21 protein-coding genes are annotated in these 23,198 nt (G+C 61.0%); 10 read left to right on the forward strand and 11 right to left on the reverse strand.

The features are described from left to right. Positions 1-25: 25 nt before the first annotated feature. The 7 genes from pqqF to ACS4NR_RS19050 all read left to right on the forward strand — a co-directional run bounded on the left by pqqF (position 26) and on the right by ACS4NR_RS19050 (position 7,746). A complete protein-coding gene (gene pqqF / locus ACS4NR_RS19020) occupies positions 26-2,440 on the forward strand; it encodes a pyrroloquinoline quinone biosynthesis protein PqqF (RefSeq protein WP_456018062.1) in 2,415 nt (804 codons plus the stop codon). 156 nt (positions 2,441-2,596) lie between these two features. Continuing rightward, positions 2,597-2,671, forward strand: a complete 75-nt coding sequence (gene pqqA, locus ACS4NR_RS19025; RefSeq protein ID WP_003422658.1) for a pyrroloquinoline quinone precursor peptide PqqA — start codon at positions 2,597-2,599, stop codon at positions 2,669-2,671. Between the two features lie 81 nt (positions 2,672-2,752). Further along, complete coding sequence (gene pqqB / locus ACS4NR_RS19030) at positions 2,753-3,664, forward strand: pyrroloquinoline quinone biosynthesis protein PqqB (protein ID WP_456018063.1); 912 nt, start codon at positions 2,753-2,755, stop codon at positions 3,662-3,664. Between the two features lie 136 nt (positions 3,665-3,800). Then, positions 3,801-4,553, forward strand: coding sequence for a pyrroloquinoline-quinone synthase PqqC (gene pqqC / locus ACS4NR_RS19035; RefSeq protein ID WP_456018064.1), 753 nt, complete (start codon positions 3,801-3,803; stop codon positions 4,551-4,553). Beyond that, entirely contained in the window at positions 4,550-4,825 is a 276-nt protein-coding gene (gene pqqD, locus ACS4NR_RS19040) for a pyrroloquinoline quinone biosynthesis peptide chaperone PqqD (RefSeq protein ID WP_095137430.1), read from the forward strand. Before pqqC ends, pqqD begins: the two co-directional genes overlap by 4 nt. Then, complete coding sequence (gene pqqE, locus ACS4NR_RS19045) at positions 4,797-5,969, forward strand: pyrroloquinoline quinone biosynthesis protein PqqE (protein ID WP_134787479.1); 1,173 nt, start codon at positions 4,797-4,799, stop codon at positions 5,967-5,969. The genes pqqD and pqqE overlap by 29 nt, the downstream gene beginning before the upstream one ends. Continuing rightward, a complete protein-coding gene (locus ACS4NR_RS19050; protein ID WP_456018065.1) occupies positions 5,935-7,746 on the forward strand; it encodes a prolyl oligopeptidase family serine peptidase in 1,812 nt (603 codons plus the stop codon). Before pqqE ends, ACS4NR_RS19050 begins: the two co-directional genes overlap by 35 nt. Before the next feature lie 136 nt (positions 7,747-7,882). Here the strand turns inward: ACS4NR_RS19050 and ACS4NR_RS19055 are convergent, their stop codons facing one another. Together ACS4NR_RS19055 and ACS4NR_RS19060 are read right to left on the reverse strand one after the other, a co-directional pair. Further along, complete coding sequence (locus ACS4NR_RS19055; RefSeq protein WP_003228885.1) at positions 7,883-8,041, reverse strand: YqaE/Pmp3 family membrane protein; 159 nt, start codon at positions 8,039-8,041, stop codon at positions 7,883-7,885. A 196-nt stretch (positions 8,042-8,237) separates the two neighbouring features. Then, the gene (locus tag ACS4NR_RS19060) at positions 8,238-9,521 is read right to left on the reverse strand and encodes an aspartate aminotransferase family protein (protein WP_456018066.1); all 1,284 of its coding nucleotides are present in this window, start codon (positions 9,519-9,521) and stop codon (positions 8,238-8,240) included. 169 nt (positions 9,522-9,690) lie between these two features. Between ACS4NR_RS19060 and ACS4NR_RS19065 the strand changes: the two genes are divergently transcribed. Then, positions 9,691-10,620 (forward strand): LysR family transcriptional regulator, encoded by a 930-nt coding sequence (locus tag ACS4NR_RS19065; protein ID WP_456018067.1) that lies wholly within the window; start codon positions 9,691-9,693, stop codon positions 10,618-10,620. A 227-nt stretch (positions 10,621-10,847) separates the two neighbouring features. Here the strand turns inward: ACS4NR_RS19065 and ACS4NR_RS19070 are convergent, their stop codons facing one another. From ACS4NR_RS19070 to bioB, 9 genes are all read right to left on the reverse strand, one after another. Beyond that, complete coding sequence (locus ACS4NR_RS19070) at positions 10,848-12,626, reverse strand: acyl-CoA dehydrogenase C-terminal domain-containing protein (RefSeq protein WP_456018068.1); 1,779 nt, start codon at positions 12,624-12,626, stop codon at positions 10,848-10,850. A 189-nt stretch (positions 12,627-12,815) separates the two neighbouring features. After that, positions 12,816-14,105: a GGDEF domain-containing protein gene (locus ACS4NR_RS19075; protein WP_456018069.1), complete on the reverse strand. Its 1,290-nt coding sequence runs from the start codon at positions 14,103-14,105 to the stop codon at positions 12,816-12,818. Between the two features lie 192 nt (positions 14,106-14,297). Beyond that, positions 14,298-16,103, reverse strand: coding sequence for a phenylacyl-CoA dehydrogenase (locus ACS4NR_RS19080; RefSeq protein ID WP_095137437.1), 1,806 nt, complete (start codon positions 16,101-16,103; stop codon positions 14,298-14,300). Positions 16,104-16,377: 274 nt separating this feature from the next. After that, the gene (locus ACS4NR_RS19085; RefSeq protein WP_115986036.1) at positions 16,378-16,674 is read right to left on the reverse strand and encodes a pyrroloquinoline quinone biosynthesis protein PqqE; all 297 of its coding nucleotides are present in this window, start codon (positions 16,672-16,674) and stop codon (positions 16,378-16,380) included. Positions 16,675-16,781: 107 nt separating this feature from the next. Continuing rightward, positions 16,782-17,462, reverse strand: coding sequence for a dethiobiotin synthase (gene bioD / locus ACS4NR_RS19090; protein ID WP_456018070.1), 681 nt, complete (start codon positions 17,460-17,462; stop codon positions 16,782-16,784). Next, positions 17,459-18,271: a malonyl-ACP O-methyltransferase BioC gene (gene bioC / locus ACS4NR_RS19095; RefSeq protein ID WP_456018071.1), complete on the reverse strand. Its 813-nt coding sequence runs from the start codon at positions 18,269-18,271 to the stop codon at positions 17,459-17,461. Before bioC ends, bioD begins: the two co-directional genes overlap by 4 nt. Continuing rightward, a complete protein-coding gene (locus tag ACS4NR_RS19100) occupies positions 18,264-18,995 on the reverse strand; it encodes an alpha/beta fold hydrolase (RefSeq protein ID WP_456018072.1) in 732 nt (243 codons plus the stop codon). The genes bioC and ACS4NR_RS19100 overlap by 8 nt, the downstream gene beginning before the upstream one ends. After that, positions 18,988-20,166 (reverse strand): 8-amino-7-oxononanoate synthase, encoded by a 1,179-nt coding sequence (gene bioF / locus ACS4NR_RS19105; protein WP_456018073.1) that lies wholly within the window; start codon positions 20,164-20,166, stop codon positions 18,988-18,990. Before bioF ends, ACS4NR_RS19100 begins: the two co-directional genes overlap by 8 nt. Before the next feature lie 159 nt (positions 20,167-20,325). Then, a complete protein-coding gene (gene bioB / locus ACS4NR_RS19110) occupies positions 20,326-21,381 on the reverse strand; it encodes a biotin synthase BioB (protein ID WP_095137442.1) in 1,056 nt (351 codons plus the stop codon). 91 nt (positions 21,382-21,472) lie between these two features. Between bioB and ACS4NR_RS19115 the strand changes: the two genes are divergently transcribed. Together ACS4NR_RS19115 and ACS4NR_RS19120 are read left to right on the forward strand one after the other, a co-directional pair. Further along, complete coding sequence (locus tag ACS4NR_RS19115) at positions 21,473-22,207, forward strand: phosphoribosyltransferase family protein (protein ID WP_456018074.1); 735 nt, start codon at positions 21,473-21,475, stop codon at positions 22,205-22,207. A 189-nt stretch (positions 22,208-22,396) separates the two neighbouring features. Then, the gene (locus tag ACS4NR_RS19120) at positions 22,397-23,161 is read left to right on the forward strand and encodes a TOBE domain-containing protein (protein ID WP_456018075.1); all 765 of its coding nucleotides are present in this window, start codon (positions 22,397-22,399) and stop codon (positions 23,159-23,161) included. Positions 23,162-23,198 lie beyond the last annotated feature (37 nt).

The raw sequence follows: 23,198 nt of genomic DNA on the forward strand, positions 1-23,198 counted from the left end.
GCACTTCACTGTTCTGGAAGTGCCCATGCCTGCGCCGACTCACCCCCGCCCCCACACTGAAACCCTGCCAAACGGCTTGCGCGTGACCCTGCGTCAGGCGCCCGGCCTGAAGCGCAGTGCCGCTGCGTTGCGGGTAGCTGCCGGTAGCCATGACGTGCCACTGGAGTGGCCGGGGCTGGCGCATTTTCTTGAGCATCTGCTGTTTCTCGGCACTGAGCGTTTTCCTACCGATCAGGCGCTGATGGCCTACGTGCAAAGTCACGGTGGGCAAGTAAACGCCAGCACTCGTGAACGCACCACAGACTTCTTCTTCGAATTGCCAACCTCGGCCTTCAGCGCCGGGCTTGAGCGTCTGTCAGACATGCTCGCGCACCCGCGTATGAATCCGGACGATCAATTGCGCGAACGGGAAGTGCTGGACGCGGAATTTGTCGCGTGGTCGCAAGATCCTGCGGCTCAGCAGGAACGGGCGTTGTACGAAGGGTTGCCCGCTACACATCCGTTGCGCGGGTTTCATGCGGGAAATCGCAACAGCCTGAAAGTTGAGTTGCCAACATTTCAACAGGCGCTGAAGGATTTCCATCAGCAGTTTTATCGCACCGGGCAAATGACGCTAAGCCTGGTCGGGCCGCAGAGCATTGAGGAGCTGCGCGTACTGGCGCAGCGGTTCGCCGCCGCGTTGCCGGTTGGGGATAACGTCGAGCAAGCAGCGCCACTGCCATTGGCGGTAAAAAGTTATCAACAGGTCGGCGAGCGAAGCAGCAATCTGCTGTTCGCTTTCGAAGCACTGCCCGACTCGTCCGCCGAAGCGCTGGCGTTTCTCTGCCATTGGCTGAACAGCGCCAAGCCCGGCAGTTTGCTCGCCCATCTGCAGCAACAACGTCTCGCGGACAGTTTGAAAGCCGTGCCGCTGTATCAGTTCGCCGGGCAAGCGCTGCTGCATCTGCAATTCAGCGCCCCCGCCGAATCCCTCAGCGCCATTCGTGAACAGCTGCTGGACTGGTTGAGCTTCTTTGCCGCGCAACAGGACTGGGCCGCGTTGCGCGAGGAATACGCCAGGCTGCTTGAGCGTCAGCAGCAAATCAGCGGCGCCCTGCAACTGGCGCGGCTCGACAGTGAACAACGCGAAAACGGTCTGTCGGAAAACGGCGTGGTTGCGCTCAAACAGATCCTGCGCGACATCGGTGTTGTGGATAACTTCGGCGACCATTGGCACCTGCCTGCCGCCAACCCTTTCCTGCGCTCCAGCGAACCGCTGGCCAACGCCGGTCTGATTCGCGGCCAGACCAGCGCCCATCGTGGATTGCGGACTTTCGCTCAGGATCGCTCGCGCGGGCGGCGTGAGCGTTCGCCGATGCAATTCAGCCAGGCATTGCCCGATCATAGCGATCACGGCGCGATTTACCTGCGTTGGCAAACGGAGGCGGCCGCTGGCACCGATTTGCAAGGCAAACTGCAGCGCAGTCTGCGGGAAACGCGGGAAGACGCGCAGCAGGCCGGCGTCGAGTTGGCGTTCAGCGCCACCGGCACACAGTGGCTGCTGAAACTGACCGGCTTGCAGGAGCCGATGCCCAGTGTCCTCGAACACGCGCTGAAATGTCTGACGCAAATTGACGCCGATTCAGCGAGCGCAGAGCCAGAAGCGCCGCTGATACCGATCCGCCAGTTGCTCAAGGCATTGCCTGAACATTGCCTGCCATCGACCGTCGAGTCGAACGACGCCAGACAGCTGTGGACAACTTCGCGCTGGGACGGACTGGCCCTTGGCCTTAACGCACAGACGCAATCGGCCATGGGCCTGGCCCTGAGCCGCATCCCCGGCACACCGGACAATCAATTGCCGGCAGCGTCGACGCTCAATACGCAACATCTGTGGTGCCACATCGATACGGCGTCCAGCGAACATGCTTTGCTGCTGTTCTGCCCGAGCGCCAGTCGCGAGATCGCCGACGAAGCCGCCTGGCGCTTGCTCGCGCAGCTGTGCCGGACACCTTTCTATCAGCGCCTGCGGGTCGAATTGCAATTGGGCTACGCGGTGTTCAGCGCCTTGCGGCAGGTGCACGGCCAGACCGGATTGCTGTTTGGCGTGCAATCGCCCAGCGCCACACCAGCGGTGCTGCTTGGGCATATTCAACAGTTTCTCGCCAGCATTCCCGGGCTGATCGAACGTCTGGATGACGACAGCTTCAACCAGTTGCGCCAGTCACTTGCGGAGCAATTCGACGAGAGCAATCTGTCCCCCAAGGATGCCGCCGAACTACTGTGGCATTCCAGGCTCGCCAGCCACTCGTCGGATTATCTGACGCAACTGATCACGGCCATCGCGCAACTGCAGCGTCCGGCGATGCTGGCGGCCGCGCAACGCTTGATCAGCGAAGCAGGCTGGCACTGTCTCGCGAGCAGCGTGGCACCCGGCGCCCCGTGGCAAGGGAAAAAATGATCATTACTCAGGCTGCAAGGAGCTTTCTCAAAGATTCACGGGCAATACCGTTGAAATTTTGAGTAACATAGCAGCCTAACTATTTGGAACATCCCTGCGCTGCCGTGGACTATAACTATGGACAGCGCTATCCCACCCACCCTGAAGGAGACACCCATGTCCTGGACAAAACCGGCTTACACCGACCTGCGTATCGGCTTCGAAGTCACCATGTACTTCGCCAGCCGCTGAGTTCTGCCTACGCAGACTTGCAGTGCAACGCCTCGGCTCGCCGGGGCGTTTTATTTTCAGCGTTGAAAGATGGGAGCGTTCATGTTCGTCCAGATTCTGGGTTCGGCCGCCGGTGGCGGATTTCCGCAGTGGAACTGCAACTGCGTCAATTGCGCAGGCTTTCGCGACGGCAGCCTGAATGCCAAGGCCCGCACCCAATCATCCATCGCGATTTCCGATGACGGCGTGAACTGGGTGCTGTGCAACGCTTCGCCGGACATCCGCGCGCAACTGCAGAGCTTCGCCCCGATGCAACCGGGCCGCGCCCTGCGCGACACCGGCATCAGCGCGATCATCCTGATGGACAGCCAGATCGACCACACCACCGGCCTGCTCAGCCTGCGCGAAGGCTGCCCGCATCAGGTCTGGTGCACGGACATGGTTCACGAAGATTTGAGCACCGGTTTCCCGCTGTTCAAGATGCTGACCCACTGGAACGGCGGGCTGAACTGGAACCGCATCGAGCTCGACCAGAGCTTCACCGTTGCGGCCTGCCCGAACCTGCGCTTCACCCCGCTGCCGTTGCGCAGCGCGGCGCCACCGTATTCGCCGCACCGTTTCGACCCGCACCCGGGCGACAACATCGGCCTGATCGTCGAAGACCTCAACACGGGCGGCAAACTGTTTTACGCCCCGGGCCTGGGCAAGGTCGACGCACCGCTGCTGGAAATCATGACCGGCAGTGATTGCCTGCTGGTGGACGGCACGCTGTGGGATGACGATGAAATGCAGCGCCGTGGCGTCGGCACCCGCACCGGTCGCGAGATGGGCCACCTGGCACAGAACGGCCCCGGCGGCATGCTCGAAGTGCTGGAACAGCTTCCCGAGCAACGCAAGGTGCTTATCCACATCAACAACACCAACCCGATTCTCGATGAAGATTCGCCGGAGCGCGCGGAGCTGGCGCGGCGTAATGTTGAAGTGGCCTATGACGGCATGAGTATTGTGCTGTAGCAACCGGCCTCTTCGCGAGCAAGCTCGCTCCCACATTGGATCTGTGGCGTTCACAAACCCTGTGGGAGCGAGCTTGCTCGCGAAGACGTCCGCACAGACACCCAGGATTTTAACGGTTGTTCCCCGGAGAACCGCAATGAGCGACACCCCGCTGTCCCCCGCCGAATTCGAAGCGGCCCTGCGCGCCAAAGGCGCCTATTACCACATCTACCACCCGTATCACGTGGCGATGTACGAAGGCCGTGCCACCCGCCAGCAGATTCAGGGCTGGGTCGCCAACCGCTTCTACTATCAGGTGAACATCCCCCTGAAAGACGCAGCGATCCTCGCCAATTGCCCCGATCGCGAGATTCGTCGCGAGTGGATTCAACGCCTGCTCGACCACGACGGCGCCCCCGGTGAAGACGGCGGGATCGAGGCCTGGCTGCGCCTCGGTCAGGCCGTCGGTCTCGACCCGGATCAATTGCGCTCCCAGGAGCTGGTATTGCCCGGCGTACGTTTCGCCGTCGACGCCTACGTCAACTTCGCCCGCCGCGCCAGTTGGCAGGAAGCCGCCAGCAGCTCGCTGACCGAACTGTTCGCGCCGCAGATCCACCAATCGCGTCTCGACAGTTGGCCGCAGCATTACCCGTGGATCGACCCGGCCGGTTACGAATATTTCCGCACCCGCCTCGGTCAGGCGCGGCGCGATGTCGAGCACGGTCTGGCGATCACGCTTGAGCACTACAAGACCCGCGAAGGCCAGGAGCGCATGCTGGAAATTCTCCAGTTCAAACTGGACATTCTTTGGAGCATGCTCGATGCCATGAGCATGGCTTACGAACTGAACCGCCCGCCGTATCACAGCGTCACCGAGCAGCGGGTCTGGCACAAAGGAATCACCCTATGAGTTTTGATCGCAGCAAGATCCCGACCTGGCGTCCCGGCTACCGTTTCCAGTACGAGCCGGCGCAAAAAGGCCACGTGCTGCTCTACCCCGAGGGCATGATCAAACTCAACGAGAGCGCCGCACTGATCGGTGGTTTGATCGACGGTGAACGTGATGTCGCGGCGATCATCGCCAAACTCGACGAGCAGTTCCCCGGCGTGCCCGAGCTCGGTGACGACATCGAGCAATTCATGGAGGTTGCCCGTGCGCAGCACTGGATCGAACTTGCCTGAGGCATCGGTGCAAGTACCGCCAAAACCTGAAGTCGGCCTGCCGCTGTGGCTGCTCGCCGAGCTGACCTACCGCTGCCCGCTGCAATGCCCGTACTGCTCCAATCCACTGGATTTCGCCGAGCAGGGCAAAGAACTGAGTACCGAGCAGTGGATCAAGGTCTTCCGCGAGGCGCGGGAGATGGGTGCGGCGCAACTGGGCTTTTCCGGTGGCGAACCGCTGGTGCGTCAGGACCTCGCCGAGCTGATCCACGAAGCGCGGCAGCTGGGGTTCTACACCAACCTGATCACTTCCGGCATCGGTCTGACCGAGCAGAAGATCAGCGACTTCAAGAAGGCCGGCCTCGATCACATCCAGATCAGTTTCCAGGCCAGTGACGAGCAAGTGAACAACCTGCTCGCTGGCTCGAAAAAAGCCTTCGCGCAAAAACTGGAAATGGCTCGCGCGGTGAAGGCCCACGGCTATCCGATGGTGCTGAACTTCGTCACCCATCGGCACAACATCGACAAGATCGACCGCATCATTGAGTTGTGCATCGCGCTCGAAGCGGACTTCGTCGAGCTCGCCACCTGCCAGTTCTACGGCTGGGCACAGCTCAACCGTGTCGGCCTGTTGCCGACCAAGGAACAACTGGTGCGTGCCGAACGCATCACCAACGAATACCGCGCCAAACTGGAAGCCGAAGGGCATCCGTGCAAGTTGATTTTCGTCACTCCGGACTACTATGAAGAACGCCCGAAAGCCTGCATGAACGGCTGGGGCAGCATCTTTCTGACCGTTACTCCGGACGGAACCGCCCTGCCCTGTCATGGTGCCCGACAGCTGCCGGTACAATTTCCCAACGTGCGCGACCACAGCATGCAGCACATCTGGTACGACTCGTTCGGCTTCAATCGCTTTCGCGGTTACGACTGGATGCCCGAGCCGTGCCGCTCTTGCGACGAAAAGGAACAGGACTTCGGCGGCTGCCGCTGTCAGGCGTTCATGCTTACGGGTGACGCGAGCAATGCCGATCCGGTGTGCAGCAAGTCCGAACATCACGGCGTGATTCTCAAGGCCCGCGAAGAAGCCGAGACCGCCACCCAGACCATCGAACAACTGGCCTTCCGTAATGAACGAAACTCACGCCTCATCGCCAAGGGCTGAGCCTTTCAGCGCCGCCCAGGCCGTCGCCGCCGGCATGGACTTCGCCGAACTGCAATTCGGTGCCCAGGGTTTGTTCTGGAACGAATATCGCCCCGAAGATGCCGCGTGCCGGATCTGGCACTGGCGCGACGGCGTAGCGAAATGCCTGACGCCGAATGGCTTCAGCGTGCGTAGCCGGGTGTACGAATATGGCGGTGGTGCGTTTTGTCTGACGCCAAGTGGAGTGGTTTTCGTCAATGAGGCGGATCAGCAGTTGTATCGGCAGACGTTGGATGGCGCGCCCGAGGTGCTGACTTCTGGCGAGTGTCGTTATGGCGATCTGCATTTTGCTTTCGGCCAGGTGCTGGCGGTTGAGGAGCTGCGCGACCAGCATCGGCTGGTAGCGATTGATCTGGCTGATGGCACGCGGCATTTGCTGGCGGAAGGTGCTGACTTTTACGCTGCGCCGACCATCAGCCCGGACGGTTCGCGACTGGCCTGGATCGAATGGAGTCGGCCGCACCAGCCGTGGACATCCACCCGATTGATGGTTGCCGAGCGTCTGGCTGAGGGTGGCTTCGGCGCACCGCATTGCGTGGCGGGGGCTGACCTTGAAGAGTCGATCCAGCAACCCCGGTTCGACGCAAAAGGACGCTTGTTGTGCCTGACTGACCGCGGCGGTTTCTGGCAGCCCTGGAGCGAAACGCCCGACGGTTTGCAGCGACTGCCCTGCGCCGAGGCCGATCATGCGCCCGCCCCGTGGCAAATGGGTGGCTGCACCTGGTTGCCGGTGGGCGATTCGTTTCTGGCGAGTTGGAGCGAAGGTGGTTTTGGTCGCCTGGCGCTCAACGGTGAAGACTTCACCGGCAATTACAGCCGCTTCCGGCATCTGGCGCTGGATCGGCAATTCATCTACTGCATCGCCGCCTCGCCGATCAGTCCTTCGACCGTGATCGCTATTGATCGCACCACCCACTCAGTGCAAGTGCTGGCTGGCGGTGTGGCACCTCTGCCGGCGGAGCGCATCAGCCGTCCGCAGACCTTGCGCTACCCGAGCGGCAGCGGTGAGGCTCACGGGTTCTTTTATCCGGCGATGAACGACGAAGCCAAGCCACCGCTGGTGGTGTTCATCCACGGTGGCCCGACCTCGGCCTGTTATCCGATGCTCGACCCGCGCATTCAATACTGGACGCAACGCGGCTTCGCCGTCGCCGATCTCAACTATCGCGGCAGCAGCGGTTATGGCCGCGAATACCGTCAGGCGCTGCATCTGAGCTGGGGCGAGGTGGATATTGAAGACGCCTGCGCAGTGGTGACGTATCTGGCCGAGCAGGGCCTGATCGACGGCGAGCGCGCCTTCATCCGCGGCGGCAGCGCCGGGGGTTACACCACTTTGTGCGCGTTGGCGTTTCAGCAGGTGTTCCGCGCGGGCGCCAGCCTCTATGGCGTCAGCGACCCGGTGGCACTGGCCCGGGCGACCCACAAGTTCGAAGGCGATTATCTGGACTGGCTGATCGGTGATCCTGAGCAGGACGCCGAGCGCTATGCCGCCCGCACGCCGCTACTGCACGCGAGCAACATCCAGGTGCCGGTGATTTTCTTTCAGGGTGAGCTGGATGCCGTCGTCGTCCCGCAACAAACCCGCGACATGGTCGCGGCGCTGGAGCAAAACGGCATTCCGGTCGAGGCGCATTACTACGCCGAGGAACGCCATGGCTTTCGCCGGGCGGTGAATCAGGCGCATGCGCTGGAGCAGGAGTGGCGGTTTTATCGGCGGGTGATTGGGTTGGTGGACTGAGCATCGCATTTACATTTCAAAATAGCGGTGCCCCTATCGCGACCAGGCTCACTCCTACAGTTGACCGTATTCACAACACGCATCCCCTGTAGGAGTGAGCCTGCTCGCGATAGCTGTTTATCTGCCTCAGCAATACTCAGCGCTTGGCGATGATGTACACCGCATGCACGATCCCCGGGATATAGCCGCACAGGGTCAGCAGAATATTCAGCCAGAACGCGCCGCCGAACCCGACCTGCAGAAACACGCCCAGTGGCGGCAACAGAATGGCGATGATGATACGAATGAAATCCATGGGTCAGCTCCTGAATGGGGGTTGGCTCACATGAGCCATACAAGCTAATCGACCTGCGCCGTTCGTCAGGGTTCAGTGCAAACGCCATTTGATCGCCACCATCGGGCACAAAAAAACGCCCCACGCCAAAAGAATCAGGCGTGAGGCGTGCGTTATACCGCGAGACGGTTCTTCAAATCGGGCAGGAAACTTCAGCTCAGACGGCAATCCCTTTGCGGCATTGCAGTTGCGCGGTACGCACTCGCGAGAAGGCGCGGGCCAGGCGCAGGAGCATTTCGTCGATGTTGGCCTTGCTGACGGTGAGTGCCGGGGTGAAACGCAGGCAGTTGGCTTGCGGCGCGTTGAGCAGCAGGCCCTCATGCAAGGCGGCTTTGACTACAGCATCGGCGCAATCCTCTGACAGTCTCAGTCCCCAGAACAGACCTTGCCCACGCAGCTCACCGTGACCGTAACGGTGCGCCAGTCGCGCGAGGCCTTCGCGCAAGTGCTGGCCGTGGTCGTTGACCTGCTGCAGAAACGCCCGGTCCTGCACGCTGTCGAGCACCACCAGACCGGCCGCTGTCATCAGCGCGTTGCCGTGATGGGTGCCGCCCAGCTCACCGGCGTCAAAACAGCAGGCCTTGCCTCGGGCCAGCAGGGCCGCCAGAGGAACGCCGCCGCCGAGGCCCTTGCCGAGCACGACGATATCGGCGCGCACGCCGTAGGACTGTTCGGCGAGCAAAGTGCCGCAGCGGCCGATGCCGGTCTGAACCTCGTCAAGGATCAGCAGAATGCCCAGCTCACGGCACAGGCGCTCGACGCCCTTGAGGTAATGCTCGGTGGCCGGAATCACCCCGGCATCGCTCTGGATCGGTTCGAGCATGATTGCCACGGTTTGCGCGTCGACAGCTGCGTGCAGCGCCGGCAAATCGTTGAACGGCACCAAATCGAAACCAGGCAGCGACGGGGCGAAGCGGTTGTGCAGGTTGCAACTGTCCGACGCGGAAATCGTCGCCAGACTACGTCCGTGACAGCCTTGCTTGGCCACGATGATCCGCGACGCGCCGCCACGATGCAGTTGACCCCATTTGCGCGCCAGTTTGATCGCCGCTTCACAGGCCTCACTGCCGCTGTTGAGCAGGTAAGCCTGATCGCTGCAAGTGCTGGCGCACAACCGCTCGGCAAGGCTGAGCATGCCGCGATTATGCACATTGAAACCGGGATTGATCAGCGCCTGAGCCTGACTGGCGATGGCTTTGACCAGTGCCGAAGGGCTGTGGCCGAGGCTGTTGGCGCCGCCGGCCTGAGAGAAGTCGAGATAAGCGCGGTCGTTGCTGTCCCACAGCCATGAGCCCTGACCGCGAACGAACACCTGTTGCGGGCGTTCGACGCTGGGCATCAGCCGCTCGGCATTCAGGCTTTCGCCCGCATCAGCAGGATTGGCCTCGAATGCGAGGTCATCAAGACTCGGCGCCTGGCGCCGCAAACTGAACAGATTCATTGCAAAAAACCTCGCTTGAGGTTTTTTGAACCGCCTATGCAAACCTTATCGAAGCAAACGCTATTCATCGCGCTCTCTGGCCCTGCAAGCCTTGTGATTGCGGTTAGACTAGGCTCACTGACGGCTTCGGGCCATTTCGATTTACCAGCATTTTCGATAAGTGTTACTTATGGATTTCAAACAACTGCGTTATTTCGTCGCGGTCTACGAAGAGGGCCATGTCGGTCGGGCCGCCGAACGCCTGTCGATCTCGCAACCGGCGCTGTCGCAGCAGATTCGCCAGCTCGAACAGAACCTCGACGTCACGCTGTTCGAGCGCAGCAGCAAACGCCTGTTGCCAACCCTTGCCGCGCACACGCTGTACAACCACGCCGTGCCGCTGCTCGACGGTTTGCAGCGGGCGCGGGAAGCGCTGGGCAACTTCAAGGGGCAGGCCTTGCGTACGCTGGCGATCGGCGTACTGCAAACCGTGCACACCAGCCTCGTGCCGCAAATGCTCGAACGGGTGCGCAAGGCGCAGCCGCATCTTGTGGTGCAGATCTATGAACTGACGGGGCTGGAGATCGAGCGCCGTTTGCTCAACGGCTCGCTGGACATCGGCATCAGCTACTTGCCGCCGCGCCAACCGGGGCTGCATGGCGTGATGCTGTATGAAGATGAGCTGACGCTGGTCATCCCGGCGGATCACCCACTGCGTGAATTCAAAAAGGTCTCGATGCGGCAGGCAGCGGAATTGCCAATGTTGCTGCTGGGCGAAGAGTTTCAGATCCGGCAGATCTGGCAGGCGCAACTGACCAGCCTGGGTCGGCGCCCGCAAGTGCAGGCCGAGCTGAACAATATGCTGGGGATTCTCGACAGTTTGCCGCACACCAGACTGGCGACGGTGCTGCCCGGGCGCTCACAGCGGGAATACGACGAGCAGGATCTGCTGTGGAAGCCGTTGAGCGAACCACGGGTGCCGCTGAAGGTTGGGCTGGTGTGCCGCGACGTGCAGCGTCAGCAGGCGTCTCTGGCGTTGCTGCGCACGTTGCTGGAAGAAGTGATTCAGCGTGAAGAAAAACCGCTGAAAGCCGCGCCACCACTGGATCCGCTGGCCTGAAAACTTTTCTGCAGGCAAAAGAAAACCCCGCCGAAGCGGGGCTTTGCAGACTGTTTCCCTGACATCCATTTCACTCCGCCACCCTGGCAGAATCCTACGTGTCCGTGTTGTTGCTTTGCGCTTCCTGCGCGACGTCCATGAGTTGTAGATTAGCTGTGGATCCAATCTACGCCTATGGGAGAACAGCAGCACGTCATGTAAGAGAATGCTTACATGACGTTACATCATCAGAACTGCTCAGCATTCAGCAGGAACAGCGACTCGCTACCCGCCTTCACCGACGCGCTCAACGAGTGGATACGCGGCAGCAGACGGGCGAAATAGAAGCGCGCGGTGCCCAGCTTGCTGGCGTAGAAATCGTCCTGCGCTTCTTTGCCCAGCGCAGCTTTCGCCATCAGTGCCCACATGTAGGCATAAGCGGTGTAGCCAAACGCTTGCAGATATTCGACCGAGGCCGCGCCGATTTCGTTCGGATTGGTTTTCGCCCGATCCAGCAGCCACGCCGTCAGCTCGTCGAGGGTGCTGACGGCATCGTTCAGCGGCTTGATGAATTCGCCGAGGTCAGCGCTGGCGGTCGCGGTGAAGTGGCGGATCTCGTCTGCGAACAGCTTGTAGAACGCGCCACCGCTACCGACGATCTTGCGCCCGACCAGGTCCAGCGCCTGAATGCCGTTGGTACCTTCGTAGATCTGGGTGATGCGCACGTCACGCACCAGTTGCTCCTGACCCCACTCGCGAATGTAGCCGTGGCCGCCGAAAATCTGCTGGCCGTGGACGGTGGTTTCCAGACCCAGGTCGGTGAGGAACGCCTTGGCCACCGGGGTCAGCAGCGCGACCAGATCTTCCGCGCGTTTGCGGGTGGTGGCGTCTTCGCTGAACTTGGCGGTGTCGAGTTGCATCGCCACGTAAGTGGAGAAGGCGCGACCGCCCTCGTTCGAGGCTTTCATGGTCAGCAGCATGCGACGCACGTCCGGGTGAACGATGATCGGGTCGGCAACCTTGTCCTTGTTTTGCGCGCCGGTCGGCGAACGGCTCTGCAGACGATCGCGCGCATATTCGACGGCGTTTTGGTAGGAACGCTCGCCGCTGGCCAGGCCTTGAATGCCGACGCCCAGACGCTCGTAGTTCATCATGGTGAACATCGCCGCCAGGCCCTTGTTCGGCTCGCCGACCAGATAGCCCACGGCTTCGTCGAAGTTCATCACGCAGGTCGCGGACGCCTGGATGCCCATCTTGTGTTCGATCGAACCGCAGTTGGCCGGGTTGCGCGCGCCCAGGCTGCCATCGGCGTTGACCATGAACTTCGGCACCAGGAACAGCGAGATGCCTTTCGGTCCGGCCGGTGCGTCGGGCAGTTTCGCCAGCACCAGGTGGATGATGTTCTCGGTCAGATCGTGCTCACCGCCGGTGATGAAGATCTTGGTGCCGCTGACCTTGTAGGAACCGTCAGCCTGCGGTTCGGCCTTGGTGCGGATGATGCCCAGGTCGGTGCCGGCGTGCGGCTCGGTCAGGCACATCGAACCGGCCCAGATGCCGGCGTACATGTTCGGCAAGTACGCGGCTTTCAGCTCTTCGCTGGCGTGGGCGTTGATCGACAGACAGGCGCCGGCGGTCAGCATCGGATACAGACCGAACGACAGGCTGGCAGAGTTGACCATCTCTTCTACTTGAGCCGAAACGGCCTTGGGCATGCCCATGCCGCCGTAGGCCGGATCGCCGCCGACACCGACCCAACCGCCTTCGGCGTAAGTCTGATAGGCCTGTGGGAAACCGGCCGGGGTGCTGACGGCACCGTCCTTCCAGTGGCAGCCTTCTTCGTCGGCCGCACGGCTCAGTGGCGCGATGCTTTTGCTGGTGACCTTGCCGGCTTCTTCGAGAATGGCTTCTACGGTTTCTGCATCGACAGTCTCGGCCAAGGCCGGCAGTTCGGCCCAGAGTTTGGCGACTTCGAATACTTCATTGAGGACGAAGCGCATATCGCGCAGCGGCGCTTTGTAGTCAGCCATGGCAAACCTCGCAAGATCTAAACAGGTGATTCGTGGAAGAGTGTTTTCGTTGAGGCCGAGTGTACCTCAACAACTTTTGCGACACATAGGGTCAACCGGTGACTGATTTGTTAATTTTGGTCACTGACATTCAGAGATAAAACAAAGCCCGCAATCAGCGGGCTTTTGAGTGATGACGCGTGGCTTGAGTCAGCCAGCGGCGCTGTCCATCCGCACCGCACCGCGACGGTTCTGTCCAAACGCCATGACGCAGTTACGCCCGGCGCCCTTGGCGCTGTACAACGCCTGGTCGGCAGACTTGAGGACTTCTTCCGGGGTGCGCTGTTCGACGCGCTCGGCGACGCCGATACTGACCGTGACCGACACACTGGAAGCACCGCTGCCGCTACGACGCTGGCGACCTTGCTGGTCGTCCTGCGGACGGCTCTCCTGGTTGCGCAACTGGATGTTGTAGGAGGCAATCGACTCGCGAATGACTTCCAGGTGCGGCATGCACTCCTCGAGGGTTTTGCCCGCAAACACCAAGGCGAATTCCTCACCACCATAGCGATATGCCCTACCGCCACCGCTGATTTTCGACAGCTTGCTGGCGACCAGCCGCAGTACTTGGTCACCGACGTCGTGACCGTGGGTGTCGTTGAATTTCTTGAAGTGATCGACGTCGCTCATCGCCAGCACATAATTGCGGCCCAGGCGCTGCATTCGCTCATTGAGCGCGCGCCGCCCCGGCAGACCGGTGAGTTCATCGCGGAAGGCCATTTGATAGGCCTCATGCGCCACGGCAGCGGCAATCATCAACATGACCTGGCTGCACATGATGTTCAGGGTGAACGGCAGGATGAAGGTTTTCGGCAGCATCCAGAACACCCCGAGCAGGCCGACCAATTGCGCCGCGTGCAGTGGACGCGGATTGCGCCAGTATTGCCAGGCCAGCAACAGGAACGCCGAAAGAAACACCGGATAAGACATCTGGATCAGGCTCATCCACGCGCCGTGCAGCGCCGGCCAGCGAATTTCCGATAGCCACATCAGCAACGCCTGGGGATAACTTTGTTCCAGACCCAGAGCGACGCTGCCAAAGGCCAGCAACACGGCGAACCGCGCGACCATGTCCTGGAACAGATGGGTACGTTCCTGCCACGCGGCGAACAGCCCGAACAGCAACGGCAGCAGCAGACAGACCAGGTGGAACACCACCGCAGCGTCATCGCGCACTTTGCCATTGTCGCGGTAATAGTCGGTCTGGGTGTCGAGCAGAAAGTAGGCGATGTACACCGTGAGCATCAGAAACAGTTCGCGTTGACGTCGGTAAACCGCACAGTAAGCGCCGCCCAACAGCAGCACCAGGGTTGGCAACACGTTGAACAGCGAAGTGAAGAAAACGCTGAGGTCTTTGACGTACGCAGCCGCCAACCCCGCAAGCAACAACAGCAGTGAAGGTAGGAAATGACTGAAACGTACAGCGGAAGAACGCGGCAAGGGTAAAGCTCCGACCCGTCATATCAAAGAGATGGCATTGTGCCTGCAATGTGGCCAGTTAAGCACACACAATGTGATCCAGATCACATGCAGTCTCTGTAACGGCAGAAAACCCGGGTTGCTGAGCGATTCAGAAACAAAAAAACCGCTGCCCCCGAAGGAGCAGCGGTTTTCGTCAGACCGCGTTGAGGCTTAGTAGCCCAGTGCGAAGTCTTCTTCTTTCATGTCCATCAGGTTGTTGGCGCCCGACAGCATGGTGGCCACGTGGGTACGGGTACGTGGCAGGATGCGCTGGAAGTAGAAGCGCGCGGTTTGCAGCTTGGCGGTGTAGAACGCGGCGTCGCCGGTGCCTTCTGCCAGCTTCTCGGCGGCCAGACGTGCCATGTCGGCCCAGAAGTAGGCCAGGCAGGCGTAACCGGAGTACATCAGGTAGTCCACGGAGGCCGCGCCAACTTCTTCGCGATCCTTCATGGCAGCCATACCGACCTTCATGGTCAGCTCGCCCCATTCCTTGTTCAGTGCAGCCAGCGGTGCAACGAATTCTTTGACGGCTTCGTTGCCTTCGTTGTTCTGGCAGAACTTGTGGACGATCTTGGTGAAGCCTTTCAGAGCCTCGCCTTGGGTCATCAGCACTTTACGGCCCAGCAGGTCGAGTGCCTGGATGCCGGTGGTGCCTTCGTACAGCATCGAAATGCGGCTGTCGCGAACGTTCTGCTCCATGCCCCACTCGGCGATGAAGCCGTGGCCGCCGTAGATCTGTACGCCGTGGTTGGCCGCTTCGAAACCGACTTCGGTCATGAACGCCTTGGCGATTGGCGTCATGAACGCCAGCAGTGCGTCGGCTTTCTTCTTCTCTTCTTCGTCCACGCCGTATTTGACGATGTCGACCTGCTTGGCGGTGAAGTACACCATCGCGCGGTTGCCTTCGGCGAAGGCCTTCATGGTCAGCAGCATGCGACGTACGTCAGGGTGCACGATGATTGGGTCAGCGGCCTTGTCCGGCGCTTTCGGGCCAGTCAGGGAACGCATTTGCAGACGATCGCGAGCGTATTTCAGGCCACCCTGGAAGCCGATCTCTGCGTGGGCCAGACCTTGCAGCGCGGTACCCAGACGTGCGGTGTTCATGAAAGTGAACATGCAGTTCAGGCCTTTGTTCGCCGGGCCGATCAGGAAACCAGTGGCGCCGTCGAAGTTCATCACGCAAGTGGCGTTGCCGTGGATGCCCATCTTGTGTTCCAGCGAACCGCAGCTCACGGCGTTGCGCGCACCGATGGTGCCATCGGCGTTCGGCAGGAACTTGGGAACGATGAACAGGGAAATGCCTTTGGTGCCAGCCGGAGCATCCGGCAGACGGGCCAATACGATGTGGACGATGTTGTCGGCCATGTCGTGTTCACCGGCCGAGATGAAGATCTTGGTGCCGGAAACTTTGTAAGAACCATCAGCCTGAGGCTCGGCCTTGGTGCGCAGCATGCCCAGGTCGGTGCCGCAGTGCGGTTCGGTCAGGCACATGGTGCCGGTCCACTCGCCGGAAACCAGTTTGGTCAAATAGGCTTCTTGCTGCTCAGGGGTGCCGTGCTCGGAGATGGTGTTCATCGCGCCGTGCGACAAGCCTGGGTACATGCCCCACGACCAGTTGGCTTCACCGACCATTTCGCTCACAGCCAGACCCAGCGACTCCGGCAGGCCTTGACCGCCATGCTCAACGTCGTGCGCCAGGCTTGGCCAGCCGCCTTCGACGAATTGCTTGTAGGCTTCTTTGAAGCCAGTCGGGGTTTTCACACCGGACTCGCTCCAGGTGCAGCCTTCGAGGTCGCCCACGCGGTTCAGCGGTGCCAATACCTGCTCACAAAACTTGGCGCCTTCTTCGAGAATGGCGTCAACCATGTCCGGCGTTGCTTCGGAGCAAGCTGGAAGGCTCTGATAGTGCGCTTCGTAGCCGAGCAGTTCGTCACGAACGAAGCGAATATCACGCAAGGGGGCCTTGTAGTCAGGCATAGCGATAAACCTCTGCTGATGTAACCGGGAATGAACGACCGTGTTGATTTGTTGTGACGGTCAAACAGTTGTTTGAAACATACGTTTACGCCGAAATCTTGTCAAGCGTCGATCTTTTGCCGTTCGTCATGACTTTTTTCAAACGCCGGACGCAGCAAAACGCCATGGACTGCACAGAGCCACGGGCAATGAAAAAAGATTAGTTGAGAGAGAAGGACTTACAACGAAAAACGCCGCGACAAAGCGCGGCGTTCAACGTGCAGATGGCGGAAAATCAGGCGAACGTGTCGATGATCGTACCGAGCATTTCGTCGGAAGCCTTGGCGACTTTCACACCCAGTTCAGCCTGAATCTTGCCTTGGGACATCTCGACCATATTGCTGGCCAGATCCGATTGCTGTGCACGATCCACGCCGCGCAAACGCTCGACTTGCACTTCGGAAGACTGACTGGTGACCGAACGCTCAATGGTGTTGTTGGCAATCTGGCTGGCGGCCTGATCGACGCGATTCTGCCCGCTCTGAATCGAGCTCAGACCTGCGTAAAAAGCTGTGTTACCGGAGATTTCCATAACAGTTCTCATCCTTGGGAAGGATCAATGGCGCCATTGAACCAGAGGCGCCAGAAAAACACCCGTCAAAAACACTAATGGCACAGTGCCTGCCCATAGAGAAAAGCTTAGTCGAGCAGATCCAGTTGCAAATGATCCGCCACCGCTTCGGCACTCAAACTCTTGAGTTTCGGCACGCGCCCCAGACACGGCGCCGGAATCCGCTCGGCCAGCGTCGCCAGATTCTCTTCCAGCCGTGAAGTCTTCGGATCAATGATATTGGCCACCCACCCGGCCAGTTGCAGACCATCACGGGCAATCGCCTCGGCCGTCAGCAGTGCATGACTGATACAGCCCAGCCGTACGCCCACCACCAGAATCACCGGCAGCTTCAACGCGATAGCCAGATCCGACAGATTGTCCTGATCCGCCAACGGCACCCGCCAGCCACCCGCCCCTTCGATCAAAGTGAAATCGGCATTCAGCGCCAGAATGTCGCGCATCGGCGCCAACAGCGATTGCACAGTCAGCGCGACACCGGCCTCACGTGCCGCCAGATGCGGCGCGATGGCCGGCTCGAATGCCACCGGATTGACCTGTTGATAAGTCAGCGGCACCGAGCATTCGGTCAGCAGCACCAGCGCATCGGCATTACGCAAGCCCTTGGGCGTTACTTCGCAACCCGAAGCCACGGGTTTCCCCGCCGCCGTACTCAGCCCGGCCGAGCGCGCCGCATGCAGCAACCCGGCAGCCACGGTGGTCTTGCCGACATCGGTGTCAGTGCCAGTGATGAAATAGGCTGCGCTCATAAGGGTTTCTCCAACACGGCGTAGACCACCTGATAAGTCGCCGGCAATCCCTGTGCCTGACGGAACTGCTCGTAAGCCTCGACCAGGCCGAGAATCCGTGCGCGTCCGGTCAAGCCACCCGGCCGCCCGGGATTCAGATTGTGCGCGCCGAGTGCCTTGAGCTCGTGGGTCAGGCTGCGCACATCCGGGTAGTGCAGCACATGCGCCTGATTCTGCAGACTCACCGTACGCAAGCCGCTGGCGGCACACAACTGCTCATACCGGGAGAACTCACGGAAGCGATTGACGTGCACCAGCCCATCGACCTGCCGCCAGCTGTCGCGCAACTCGTACAAGGTCCCTACACAAAGACTAGCAAACGCGAAAATCCCGCCCGGCTTGAGCACGCGAAAGGCTTCGCTGAGCACCGACTCGAAGTCCGCACACCACTGCACGGCGAGGCTGGAGAAGATCAGCTCGCAGGTGGAATCCTGCAACGGCAGACGCTCCGCATCACCGGCGATGAAATGCTGCGCGCCGCCCAATGGCCGTGCGTGATTGAGCATGCCCTCGGCGATATCCAGTGCCAGCCCCTGACCCTCGACATATCGCTCGGCCAATGCGCGAGTGAAATAGCCGGTGCCGCAGCCCAGATCCAGCCAGGTTGACGGCAGAAAACTCGCCGGCAAACGCTGCAGCAACTGTGAACCGACGTCGCGCTGCAACTCGGCAACGCTGTCGTAGCTGGCCGCCGCACGAGAAAAAGAGGCCGCGACCTGGCGCTTGTCGGGCAAGCCGCCGGGCAGCGCAACAAGAGACAAATCAGTCATCACCGCACTCGTGTAGAAAAGCCTGGATCGCACCCGCCACGCCATGGGGGTCTTCCAGAAGAAACGCATGACTGGCCTGTTCGATCAGACCAATTTCGATATCCGGCAACAGCGCGAACAACGCTCCCGCCGCTTCCGCAGGCACTAAACCGTCCTGCCCGGCGAAGAGGTGAAACTGGGGGCCGCGAAATGCCTGCAACGCTTCGCGGGTATCCAGTTGTGCGAGTAATTCCAGCCCGGCCATTAATGTCTCGGGTGCCACATTCGGCGCGCCACCCAGCAGCAGCCGCGACATGCCGCGCGGGTCTTGCGCGCCCTGAGCACACAACAACGAGAACCGTTTGAGGGTTAGTCGCGGGTCGGCCTGGCAGCCGGCGAGAAATGCATCAAACGTTTCGACCGGCATCGCACTCGGCCATTGCTCATGGGCGACAAACGAAGGATTGCTCGCCAGCGTCAGCAGGCCGCAGCAACGCTCGCCGCGCCGCGCTGCCAACTCGGAGGCAAGCATGCCGCCAAGCGACCAACCGCCCAGCCACACGTCCTGCGGAATACGTTCATCGAGTTCATCGAGCCAGTCTTGCAGGTCGCTGGAATCCAGTTCCGGCAGCGGCTCGATCTCGACATGCAGATGCTCGTCGAGCCCCTGCAATGCCGCGGCCAGAGGCTCCAGTGGCGAAACACCGAGGCCCCAGCCGGGCAGCAGAATCAGGCGATCACGCATGGCTTGGCTCCGGCGGCAGTTGGGCAAAGCAATCGGCCAGTCCTTCTAACAATAGCTGCACCTGCGCCTCGCTGTGGGCAGCGGTCAGGGTCACGCGTAGCCGAGCGCTGCCGGCAGGCACGGTCGGCGGACGAATCGCGGTGACCATCAGTCCGCGTTCACGCAGCATCTGCGACAGGCGCACGGCGCGACCGGCATCGCCGATCAGGATCGGCTGGATCGGGGTGAAACTGTCCATCAGTTGCAGACCGATCTGCTCGGCGCCGTGGCGGAACTGGCGGATCAGCGTCTGCAAATGTTCACGACGCCAGTGTTCCGTGCGCAGCAACTCCAGACTTTTCAGCGTCGCACAGGCCAGCGCGGGTGGCTGGCTGGTGGTGTAGATGTAAGGCCGGGCGAACTGGATCAGGCTTTCGATCAGCTCTTCACTGCCGGCGACAAACGCGCCGGCGGTGCCGAATGCCTTGCCGAGGGTGCCGACCAGCACCGGCACATCGTCCTGACTCAAGCCGAAATGCTCGACGATCCCGCCGCCATTGGCACCGAGCGGGCCGAAGCCATGGGCATCGTCGACCATCAGCCACGCGCCTTTGGCCTTGGCCTCGCGCGCCAGCGCCGGCAGATCGGCGAGATCGCCGTCCATGCTGAACACGCCGTCGGTGACCACCAGCGTGTTGCCGGTGGCTTTCTCCAGGCGCTTGGCCAGGCTGTCGGCGTCGTTGTGCAGATAACGATTGAAACGCGCGCCGGACAATAGACCAGCATCCAGCAACGACGCGTGGTTAAGGCGATCTTCCAGCACCGTATCGCCCTGCCCGACCAGCGCCGTGACCGCGCCGAGATTGGCCATGTAACCGGTGGTGAACAGCAGCGCACGCGGCCGGCCAGTGAGATCGGCGAGGGCTTCTTCCAGTGCGTGATGCGGGCCGCTGTGGCCGATCACCAGATGCGACGCGCCACCACCGACACCCCAGCGCTCGGCTCCGGCGCGCCAGGCTTCGATCACCTGCGGGTGATTGGCCAGGCCCAGGTAGTCGTTGTTGCAGAACGCCAGCAACGGCTGACCGTCGACCACCACTTCAGGTCCCTGTGGGGACTCGAGCAGCGGACGCTGGCGATAGAGATTTTCGGCACGGCGGGCAGCAAGGCGTGCGGCGAGATCGAAAGACATGCAGGCCTCGACTTTCAAGTGACACAGATTCCCTGTGGGAGCGGGCTTGCTCGCGAAGGCGGTCTGACATTCAACGGTAATGTCGACTGCACTGACGCTTTCGCGAGCAAGCCCGCTCCCACAGGGGTTTTGCATTCCTTCAGAGAAATCCGCGCAGGTTTAGACCGCCGCGTTATAGAACTGCTCGCTGCTCTTCTGCTCCACCAGCGCCTGCTCGATCGCGGCCTGATGCACTTCATCGGCATGCTCTTCGCGCGCTTCCGGCTGAATGCCCAGGCGCGCGAACAGTTGCATGTCCTTGTCGGCCTGCGGGTTGGCAGTGGTCAGCAGTTTGTCGCCGTAGAAAATCGAGTTGGCACCGGCGAAGAACGCCAACGCCTGCATCTGCTCGTTCATCGCTTCACGGCCGGCGGACAGGCGCACGTGGGATTGCGGCATGAGGATGCGCGCGACAGCGAGCATGCGGATGAAGTCGAACGGGTCGATGTCTTCGGCATTTTCCAGCGGCGTGCCGGCGACTTTCACCAGCATGTTGATCGGCACCGATTCCGGATGCTCCGGCAAGTTGGCCAACTGGATCAGCAGGTTGGCGCGGTCGTCCAGCGACTCGCCCATGCCGAGAATGCCGCCGGAGCAGATCTTCATCCCCGACTCACGCACGTAGGCCAGGGTTTGCAGGCGCTCGCTGTAAGTACGGGTGGTGATGATGCTGCCGTAGAACTCCGGCGAGGTGTCGAGGTTGTGGTTGTAGTAATCGAGACCAGCCTTGGCCAGCGCTTCGGTCTGTTCCTGATCGAGACGACCGAGAGTCATGCAGGTTTCCAGACCCATGGCTTTCACGCCTTCGACCATCTTCAGCACGTACGGCATGTCTTTGGCCGACGGGTGCTTCCACGCAGCCCCCATGCAGAAACGCGTGGAGCCGATGGCTTTGGCGCGGGCAGCCTCTTCGAGGACTTTCTGCACTTCCATCAGCTTTTCTTTTTCCAGGCCAGTGTTGTAGTGACCGGACTGCGGGCAGTACTTGCAGTCTTCCGGGCAGGCGCCGGTCTTGATCGACAGCAGCGTGGAAACCTGCACGCGGTTGGCGTTGAAATGTGCGCGGTGCACCGTCTGCGCCTGGAACAGCAAGTCGTTGAATGGCTGTACGAAGAGCGCTTTGACTTCAGCTAAAGACCAGTCGTGACGCAGGGTGGCAGAGGTGCTGGCGCTCATGGGCAGTTCCTTGGTTATGCTTGGCTGGCGGCTGCGGGAACGGAATACCCACAGGCGCGACACGGATGTTCGGCATATTTAAGGAAGAGTCATGCGCTGTCAACCACGAGGCGAAGCACAGGTTTACATCTGTTTAAAAAACGTACAGACCTGCTTGCTGTGCGATGAACCCGCAGAAGCAGAATTGCCAATTTGCGACGCCTGCGAAACCGATCTGCCCTGGCTCGGTGACCACTGCCAGACCTGCGCCCTGCCGCTGACCGGCGCTGGACTGACTTGCGGCGGGTGCCTGCTAGAGCCGCCGGCGTTCGAACAGGTGGTCGTGCCGTGGCGCTATGACTTCCCGGTGGACAGTTTGATTACGCGTTTTAAACACAACGCGAAATGGCCGTTTGGCCACTTGCTCGCCGATGTTGCCGGACAATACCTGCAACATCGCTTCGATGAGGGATTGCCACGACCCGACGTGTTGCTGCCGGTGCCACTGGCGAGCAAACGTCTGCGTCAACGCGGGTTCAATCAAGCGGCGATGCTGGGCCGATGGTTGAGCCAACAGCTGGATCTGCCTTTTGAGGAACATGCTCTACGGCGGGTCCACGACACCAGCGCCCAGCAGGATCTCGACGCCAAGGCGCGCAAGCGCAACTTGCGTCACGCCTTCGCTCTGGCTCCTGGCGCAGAAGTGAAAGGTCGGCACTTCGCACTGATTGATGACGTGCTGACCACCGGCGCCACGGCCCAGGCACTGGCGCGACTGTTAAAAGATGCCGGTGCAGCACGGGTTGACGTGTATTGCCTGGCGCGCACGCCAAAACCCGGAAGCTGAAACCGACACAATCCCTTGTAGGAGTGAGCCTGCTCGCGATAGCGCAATTACTGCCAACATTGATGCTGACTGTTCCACCGCCATCGCGAGCAGGCTCACTCCTACAAGAGCACTGTGTTTGGCTTGACTGATGCGTCGCAAGCCGCCAACTTCACTCCCCACCGCCACTGCGAAAAAGCCGCCACTTCCATGTCCCTGCCCACCCTGCTCTCCCAGCACATCGTTCGCCGTCCGCAGCGCATTGCCCTGCTGCAACACATTGCCGAACAGGGCTCGATTACCCGCGCCGCGAAAAGCGCCGGACTGAGTTACAAAGCGGCGTGGGATGCGATCGATGAGCTGAACAACCTGGCGCAGAAACCGCTGGTGGAGCGCGCGGTCGGCGGCAAGGGCGGCGGCGGCGCCAGGTTGTCCAGCGAAGGCGAACGGGTATTGCGTCTGTATCAAAAGCTGCAAGCTTTGCAGGCCCAGGTGCTGGAGGCCGCCGAAGACGCCAGCGATCTGGATCTGCTCGGGCGGTTGATGCTCAGAACCAGCGCGCGCAACCAGCTGCACGGCAAAGTCATGGCCATTGAAGGCCAAGGGCGTAACGACCTGATCCGCCTCGAACTGGCCGAAGGCTTGTGGATCAATGCGCAGATCACCCACGACAGCACCGTGCACCTGGAGCTGCAGCCGGGCACCGAAGTGGTGGCACTGATCAAGGCCGGCTGGCTTGAAGTGCTGGCGGCGGAGCAAGCTGCAACATCTGGACACAATCTTCTAAGCGGCATCATCGAAGCGATCTTCGATGCCGAAGACGGCCCCAGCGAAGTGCGCATCGCCCTGCCCAACGGCCAGACGCTCTGCGCCTTGGCTGAGCCGCTGCAGCTTCGCAGCCGCGGGCTGAGTGTCGAGCAATCGGTGCAGGTGCAGTTCTCGCCGTCCAATGTGCTGATCGGCACACCACTCTAATCAGGCGCTGCAACGAAAGCGTAATCGACGCTCATTA

This window comes from Pseudomonas sp. JQ36, from assembly GCF_053851495.1.